The sequence below is a fragment of the Longimicrobium sp. genome (assembly GCF_036387355.1).
Classification (GTDB): Bacteria; Gemmatimonadota; Gemmatimonadetes; order Longimicrobiales; family Longimicrobiaceae; genus Longimicrobium.
The window spans coordinates 1-8,359 of the sequence record NZ_DASVTX010000340.1 but is presented as its reverse complement, the minus strand read 5'-3'; the positions used below and the strand labels follow the sequence as shown (position 1 = coordinate 8,359).

Below are 8,359 nucleotides of genomic sequence, written 5' to 3'. Positions count from 1 at the left end.
GTTGCGCGGCCTCCTTCCGCTGGGCGACCAGCCGCACGTTCCGCTGCTGCTCATCGCGCTCCGCATCCGTGATGACTCCGAGTACGGACCGAACCAGGAATTGCCGCTCGTCAACATTTAGCGCCGGTGCATCAGAGCTGCTTGAGCTATGACGCCACTCAAGAAGGTCAGCAAATCGCGCCTCCTGATCACGACTAAGCCACGGCAGGATGTGCTCCCATTGCACAGGCTCGTCACGCGTGGGGAAGCGTGACGCCGGAAGCATGGCTGTGGTTGCTGATGCAATCGCATCCAGAAACATCCGGTATTCGGAGTGATAGCCTCCTTCAACCGCCTGATCGACGGTCCCACCTTCTACGCAGAACGGATGCGCGCCAACACCGAATGGGCGCGCAACTGCCCACGGGCGGCCGTCTACGATCACCTCGGCGACCAGCCAGCCCATCGGCAGCTTGTCACGCACTCTGCGGCGAGTGGTTTCGGAGGCAAAACTTCTCTCGCCGAGAGCATACCGGACCAGTCGGCAGAACGTCGTTTTTCCTGCGGTATGTCCGGCGACACCGCTTTGAAACAACGCGTTTTCGTCTGTCGATTCAGGAGGAGCCCAGATGATGTTCAGCCCGCGGCGAAGCTCAACGTCGCGGACGATGTTCTCTTCGCCAGGACGGAGTTCCTTCAGCACACGCACGCGTCTGACCCATACTGCGGGCTCACGGCGCTCCGGATGAGGCTGGATCTGGTCGGGCGGATCAATACCGGGTAATCGAAGCTGTGTCACGCTGCTCAGGCTGCAAGAAGGTTTCGATCCTCGCCAGAGATCCCGGCGTCCACGTCTCCAGCCCGTTCAGGCGCCACCGCTGCGAGCACCCCTAGAACAAGCCGCGCCTCAAAGCGGAACCATGCGTCAACTTCGCTTTCTCCTGGCGTGTAGTCGGTTGTGTTCACCACAACGTGCGACGCATCGTCGAGGGTCCGCCGGAGTACTTGGCGGTCGACAAGTTCCTTCAGGGCTTCCGCCAACGTACCAGGGGCGATGCTCCTTTGCATAACCCGCTCGGACCAGTCCTTTCCCTTCGCAGCAAGTTCCTCAGGAGCCAAATTTACCAGGAGAGCTGGCTTGCTCCACAACGCGAATGCCCGCGCCAGCTCCTGCTGCATCAAGCTTCCCCCGGATGCATGGAGCAGAGCCAGGACAACAATGAGCGCGTCCGCCGGGTCTGGATCGATGAACGAGGGCATTTCTGGTACGAAAGGCGTCGCTGTCGAGACTTGAGCTGCCCCAGTAGCCCTGGTCGCCTCCAGATGCGCCACGCGCGGGTCCGCGGGGGGCGGGTCCAGCCGGGTGGCGTACGGTGTGCCCGTGCGGGCGGCCTGCGCCATCTCGTCGTAGATCTCCAAGATCACCCGTTTGGTGCGGTACTCGCCGTGCGCCGCCTCGTCCTTGCGGCGGACGATGGGGAACGTGTCCATGATGTAGTCCACGTCGTCACGCTCGATGCCGTACAGGTGGAAGAACGCGGCGTCGAGTTCGCAGCGCAGCAGAAAGCGGCGCTCCTCGTCCCAGCGGAAGGGCGGGCCGTCATAACCGCAATCCTCCGCGAATGGCTGTAGGTCCCAAGCGGTGTAGGTCAATTCGAGCACGCGAGGCAGGAGCCACTGTACTACCATTGTAGAATCAAACTCGCTCCGCGCATGAAGTAGTTCGGGAGGAAGCGTGGGCAACTGTTGAACTATGTAGAAGCTGAAATTGATACCTCCGACTTTCTGTCTCGCCACATAATCAAATGGGATAGAATCGAAAACACCCAAGAGTGCTGCGCATTCATCAGCAGTTGCGATCATTGGCAGCGCGAGGAATACGCTATCCCCCGGCCCATTCTCCGGGAGGATCGTAAAGAGCGCGGATCGCTCGTCGGTCGTCCTCGCAACGCGTCGAAAGGCCAACAGCCACTGTCGCTTCCAATTGACCGAGGCAGTGCGGACCTCCTCCACAGCGACCCAGTACCGCGCAAGCACCGTGAATTCCGGATCAGACTTCTCCGTACGGGTTACATCGCGCGTATCCAACCCGGCATAACTGCTCCACCGGTGATCGAATTGGTGTAGCATCTTCGCTTCATACAGCGGAAGCCACACCTCTCCGCCTCGGCTGAATCGGTTCGCGCACAACCCAAATCCGTCCGCCTCCAGTTGCTCGCGCGTGCGGAACAACCCGGAGTCGCTGGTCATGTTGAAGAAGCCCTGCTTGAAGGTGATTAGCCATGGATTCCCTTCGGCTCGGTTCTCGTCAATCAATACGGGGATGTGTCGGTAGATTGCCCTCGTGATTTCCGCGTCGCGGCGGGTGCGGAAGATTGGGCAGGTGCGGGTGTTCGGGTTCAGTAGCTCGATATCTGTGGATGTGAGGCTAAAACGCCGCTCTCCGACCGCTAAGTCGGCAACATCATGGAGGAAGAACGCGAACTCCGCTGAAAGGTCGCTACTCGCGGTGCGATCCCGACGGCTCACCGCCCCCCGCATCGTCAGCAAGCAGAACTTGTAGCTCCGGTGGACGCCGGGAAAAATCGGCGCAGCATTCTCGAAATCGTAAAAGCTGACGAGGGAGCTTGCGTCCACAATGTCTTGGAAGAAGAACTTGGTAGTATCGTCCGTGGCAATGCCGGAGGGAACGATGCAGCCGACGCGCCCAGTGCCAGAAGATATCTGACGGTTGAGCTCTGCGAAGATCGCATACGTGTTGATCCGGCCTCGACCACAGAGTGGAAAGCGACCTGCGTTGCGAATCACGTGACTCTGTCCGTCCGCCGCTCTCTTGTCTTCCGAAAATGCGACGTACAGCGCCGGATTGTCCACCTTCAGTGCGTCAATCATTCGCTTCCGCCGAGTTCCGGGCGCATTTGCTATTTCGGGCGCGCGCGCGGCGAACCACTCCTGCTCTTTGAGCTCCGTGTGCTCCCACGGCGGGTTGCCCAACACCACGTCGAACCCGCCGTCCCACCCTGTGGGATCGTTGCCCTTCACATCCGGCCGCTCCGGCACGCGGAACACATCGGGAAAGGCCAGGTGCCAGTGAAAGAACTGGTACTGTTCGCGCAGGCGGCCGATCTCGTCGCGCATCCATCCCGGCAGGTGGTCGGGGTTGCGCTCGATGCGGCGAAAGACCTCTTCGGTGATAGCGTACGGGAACTCACCGTTCTTCTTCCACACGAACGCCGCGCACCACGCGTCCGCCAGCCGCCGAAAGCGCCCGTAGCCGCCGGAGCGCACCAGTTCCGCATAGGCTGTTTGCTTGCGCTGCACGTCCTCGAAGGTGTCGTCGGGAAGCGCGTCCACCGTGCGCATAGCCTCGGAAAGCTCGTTCGACGCGCCGCCACCCAGCTCGACGAAGAACCCCATCTGCTCCGACAGCCGCTCGCGCTTGTTCTGCTTCTTGAACTCCGTGCACAGCTTGCGATTATCCCCCTCGATGGGCGTGAACGCGTCGTCGGGAATGCCGGCGCGCAGCAGCAACGGCGTAGTGCCCAGCAGCGAATTGCCCGCCTGGATGCGGTGGTCCAGGAACGAGAGCGGACGGCCGGGCTCCAGCGCCTCCATCCACAAGCTCACCTTGCACAGCTCCACCGCCATGGGGTTCAGGTCCACCCCGTACACGCAGTGGCCGATCACGTCGCGCAGGGCGTGGCGCTGCACCTCCAGGCTGGGCTCCTCGTCGGGCGAGCGCGCCGCCGCCAGCCGCTGCGCGATGCGGTGCGCCGCCGAGATCAGAAAGTGCCCCGAGCCGCACGCCGGGTCACACACCCGGAGCGCCAAGATGGCAGCCGCCGGGTCCGCCGAGCGCGCCGCTTGGTCCAGCACCGGGTCCAGCGCCGAGTCCAGCAGCGCCTGGATGAGCGACTCCGGCGTGTAGTAGCTGCCCGTCGTCTTGCGCTCGCTGCCGCTCACCGTCCGCAGCATGAACGTCCCCGCGTCCACGTTAAGCTCCGGGTGAAGCTCCAGCAGCGACTCGTAGACGCTTCCCAGTTCGCGCGAGCCCAGGTTGCGAAAGTCCACCGGGCGTAGCCGGTGCCGGTCGGCGGTAAACGCCAGCGCCCGCAGCGCGTCCAGCAGGTGCCGGTTGTCGATGGCCATCCCCTCCAGCGCCGCCGCCGCCTCCAGCGAAAAGAGAAAGGAGCCCAGCGCCGGCAGCCCCAGTTCCGGGCACCCACCCTGTGCGCCTAATTTGCGCATCACCAGCCACAGTCCCTGCACCAGGTCCCCGTGACGCGTACCCGTGCGCCGCTCCGCCAGCCGCCGCAGCCGGGCCGCAGAGTACCACCGCGTGTAGCGCTCCCGCGCCTCCGGCTCCGCCGCCGGATCCAGCAGCAGCCCGCGGTCTTCGGCCACGAACAGAAAGAGCATGCGGTAGACGACGCGCAGCAACTGCCGGTAGTACTCCTGCCGGTCCAGCTCGCCCGAGCGCAGCCGGTCACGCAGCGCCGCGTTCTCGCGGTGCGCCAGGAACCCCGTGCCTAAGGCGTTGATCGCGTGCTCCACCCCCAAACGCAGGTCTTCCAGCACGCGGGTCCCCTGCTCCTGCGCCGCGCGCGCCCAGCGCTCCAGCCAGCACTCCTCCGGGCGCGCCGCCTCCACCCGCGACTGGTGGCACAGCAGCCAGAGGAGGACGAAGTCCGGGTAGACCTCGCCCTCCATCATCGCCTCCAAGTCCCACTCCACGTACGCCGGCCGCGCCAGGCTCACGCTGTCGCGAAGGATTCGCAGACGGTGGCCGTTGGAAAGAAAGCCCCACAGGTGCGCGTCCGAGCGGTTCAGCACCTCCTGAACCAGCCCGTGTGGAGACGTGCGCGCCGCCCCCGCCACGCCCGCCGTCCGCCGGTCCAGCTCCACGCGAAAGCCAAGGAGGTGGATGGGCGCGTGCTCCCACGCGTGGGAGACGGGGTACGACACGCCGTCCACCTCCACCGTCCCCCGCCCCACCAGCCGGCCATACCCCAGCTCGTGGAACAGGGGCAGCAGCCACTTCTCGCGCGTCACCGACGTCCCCGGATCCGATGCGGAAAGCTTGTCCGCGGCCGAGCGGAAGGCGCGCCACGCCCCCAGCAGCCGCTGCCACGAGCGCGAAACCGCCTCGCCCACCTTCTCGCCTGACAGGTGGTACGCCTCCGGCGAGAGTCCCCCCAGCCGCGCGTCGGCCTCGGCCACGCGCTGCAGCAGATCCACGGGAAGCAGCCCACCTTCAGTGCGGACGGTGGTGAACGGATTGGAACCGCGAGAACGCATCGGGTCGGTGTAGCGGGCGAGGAAAGATGAAGCTGGATCAACCGATTCAGCAGTCGATCACTGTGATTTGTAACCGGTACTCTACAGTATCACGCCGGCAGGTAGAGATAGATGCCCAGCACGTCGGGTGGAAGCTGCGCCTCCACCCGGTAGCGGACGCCTTTCTGCGCCGCGGCAGCGCGGACGCGCTTGTGGGCCTCCAGCAGCTCGTCGGCGCGTTCGCGCGCCACTTCGTCCAGCCACGGGCGCAGGGCGTCGAAGCCCTCCACCACCTGGCGGATGTAGTCCGCCGCCTGGTCGCGCGTGACGTTGGCGTCCGGCGACGCGGCCAGTAGCGCCTCCGCTGCCTCTGCGGGGAGCCACTGAGGATTCGCAGGCGCCCCCGCGAACGCCACCAGCCGCGCGTCTTCCGCCAGCAGCGCGCGCTCCGCGTCGCCGCGCGTGACCACGATGTGATAGCGCAGGCGCAGCAGCAGTACCGTCGTGCGGCGCTCCACGGCGCGGGTGCGGATGGCGCCCGCGCGCCGGGCCACCCCCTGGCCCAAGGGATCGAGCGCCGTGTCCATCACCCAGGTGGCCAGTCCCTCCACCACCGGATGCGTGCGCGTCAGGTGCACCTCTCGCTCCCCCACCGGCCGGGCGAAGCGGGCGCGGAAACGGCCGCTCATTCCGACGGCCTCGCGCAGAGAGCCCGGTGCCTCCGCCAGATCCACCTCCAGCGCGCCGTCCGCCTGCCGCACCGCAGCCCCGGCGACGCGCAGCACCTCTGCGGTGAACGCCTCCACGTCCACGCCCGCGCCAATTGCGTCGCGCACCGCCGCCAGCTCGCGCGCCACCTCGTCGGGCTTGAGCGACTCCTGCGCGAACATGGTGCGCGAGCGCCGCTCACGAGTGGAAACGGCCTCCCACTCGCGGAACAGCTCTTCCTTCTGGGGACGAAAGTGCTCCTCGAAGAACGCCAGCTGCTCGGCCGCGCCCCCGCCGCGCCCGCGCAGAAGCAGCCCTTCGAAGATGGCCTCCACCACGCGGTCCGTGTCCACCGGCACCGGCACGGAGACGCCCAGCTTGCGGCGGATCTCGCGGTGCTTGCGCAGCAGCACGTCCAGCACGATCCCGTCGATCTGGTTGTCGGTGCCGTAGTACGTCACCACCCGAACCTCCGGCTTCGGCTGGTTGAAGCGGTCCACCCGCCCCTCGCGCTGCTCGTGTCGGGTCGGGTTCCACGACAGGTCGTAGTGCAGCACGGCGTCGAACAGCTCCTGCAGGTTCACGCCCTCGGAAAGGCAGTCCGTGCACACCAGCACCCGCTTCTCCGCGTCCGCCATCGCCAGCACCCGCGCCTCGCGCTCGTCGGGCGGCAGCGTCCCCGTCACGGCGACGACTTCCACCCCGCGTAGGGCCGCCCGCAGCGACTCGGCCACGTACTCCGCCGTGGGGATGAAGCGGCAGAACACGATGGGGCGAAACCCGTCCGCCACCAGCCGGCGCACCATCTGCACCGCCTTCTGCAGCTTGGCGTCGCCCTCGCCGCGCAGGGCGTCGGCCTCGCGCGCCATTTCGCGCAGCCGGCGGCGGGCCGGCGCATCGTCGCCGCCCTCTTCGCCGGAATCCGCGCCCGGCGCCACGTCCACCCCCTCCGCCGACTCGTCTTCCACCAGGTCCAGCACCGAGCGCCGCCCCACCTCGTCCGCCTCGTCGACCGTGTCGGTGTCGGCCGAGGCCGCACGGCTGCGCAGCGTGGCCGCCGCCGCCGCGGGCGACGATGCCAGCGCGCGCAGCAGCGAGAGCGCCGCCCACCAGCGCACGCGGCTGCGGTGCGCACCCTCGTCGGCCTCGCGCACCGTCTCGCGCGCGTAGGCCAGCACCCGGTCAAACAGCCGCCGGTACGCGGGTGAGAGCGTGTACGTCTCCTCCGCCTCCGCGCGCTCGGGAAAGGGGGTGTCGGCGTCCATGTAGTGGCGGATGTCCGCGCGCCGCCGCTGCACCAGGTGCGCCGCCAGCCGCCGCCGGTGTGCCTCGTTCTGCGCGCCGGAAAGGTCGTCCGGAAGGTGGGCGAAGCAGCGGTCCAGCAGGGAGAGGAGTGAGCGGAACGCCTCTTCGTTGCCGCTGTGGGGTGTGGCCGTCACCAGGACCAGGTGGCGCGACGGTTTGTCCGCGAGCTCCCGGAGCAGCTGGTGGCGCTGGTGGTTACCCCGCCCTTCGCCGCCCCAGGCGCAGGTGTGCGCCTCGTCCACGATCACCAGCTCCGGGCAGGTGCGCAGGAACTCGAAGCGGCGTCGATCGCTCTTGATGAAGTCCGTCGATACGATCACGATGGGAAAGCGCTCGAACACCGATTCGTCGAAGCGCTTGTGCCGCTCCAGCCGCGACACCGTGCCGGGGAGCACCAGCTCCGCCTCCAGGTGGAACTTGTCCCGGAGCTCCGTCTGCCACTGCTCCGCCAGGTGCGGCGGGCACAGCACCGCCATCCGCTCCACCTCGCCGCGGTCCAGCAGCTCGCGCGCGATCAGCCCCGCCTCCACCGTCTTGCCGATCCCCACGTCGTCTGCGATCAGCAGGCGGACGGGGTCCAGCTTGAGTGCCATCAGCAGCGGCACCAACTGGTACGGACGCGGATCCACCCCCAGCCGCGCGAACGAGCGGAACGGGCCAGCGCTGGACCGGAACCCCAACCGCACGGCATCCCGCAGCAACCGTGACGAGCGGTAGTCGCCGGGCCGCTCCGGATCGGGAAGGTCGAACGTGGCCGGCCGCACCGACTCCAAGGGCAGGTAGATCCCCGCCACCTCGTCCTCCGTCCCCCCCAACGGGCGCAGGACGAGCAGGTCGTCGGTAGACTGCGGGAGCACCACCCACTCGCGGCCCCGCGCCTGCACCAGCGATCCCACGGAAAAGCTCACGCGCGCCTCCGGAACACGTCGCCAAAGCGGCGCACCGTCTCGTTCCAGCTAGGTTCCGGCCCAAAGCGGATCACGGTGTAGAAGTCCTCGATCTCGGCCATGCGATCGGCGTCGCGCGCGGCCCGCTCCGGGCCGCCGTCCACGTACACCGCCGCGTACTCGTCGTCGTACACGAAGTCCGG

General features: G+C 67.0%; 3 protein-coding genes and 1 pseudogene. All 4 read right to left on the bottom strand.

The annotated features are described in order from the left end of the window. A pseudogene (locus tag VF665_RS14965) lies at nucleotides 1–778 on the bottom strand (hypothetical protein); the annotation flags it as partial. A gap of 5 nt (nucleotides 779–783) precedes the next feature. After that, on the bottom strand, nucleotides 784–5,217 hold the full coding sequence (locus tag VF665_RS14960; protein WP_331054243.1) for an Eco57I restriction-modification methylase domain-containing protein: 4,434 nt from the start codon (nucleotides 5,215–5,217) through the stop codon (nucleotides 784–786). A gap of 149 nt (nucleotides 5,218–5,366) precedes the next feature. Continuing rightward, on the bottom strand, nucleotides 5,367–8,177 hold the full coding sequence (locus tag VF665_RS14955; RefSeq protein ID WP_331054242.1) for a helicase-related protein: 2,811 nt from the start codon (nucleotides 8,175–8,177) through the stop codon (nucleotides 5,367–5,369). Continuing rightward, a partial coding sequence (locus VF665_RS14950; protein WP_331054241.1) for a hypothetical protein occupies nucleotides 8,174–8,359 on the bottom strand: 186 nt, incomplete at its 5' end. The genes VF665_RS14955 and VF665_RS14950, both read right to left, overlap by 4 nt.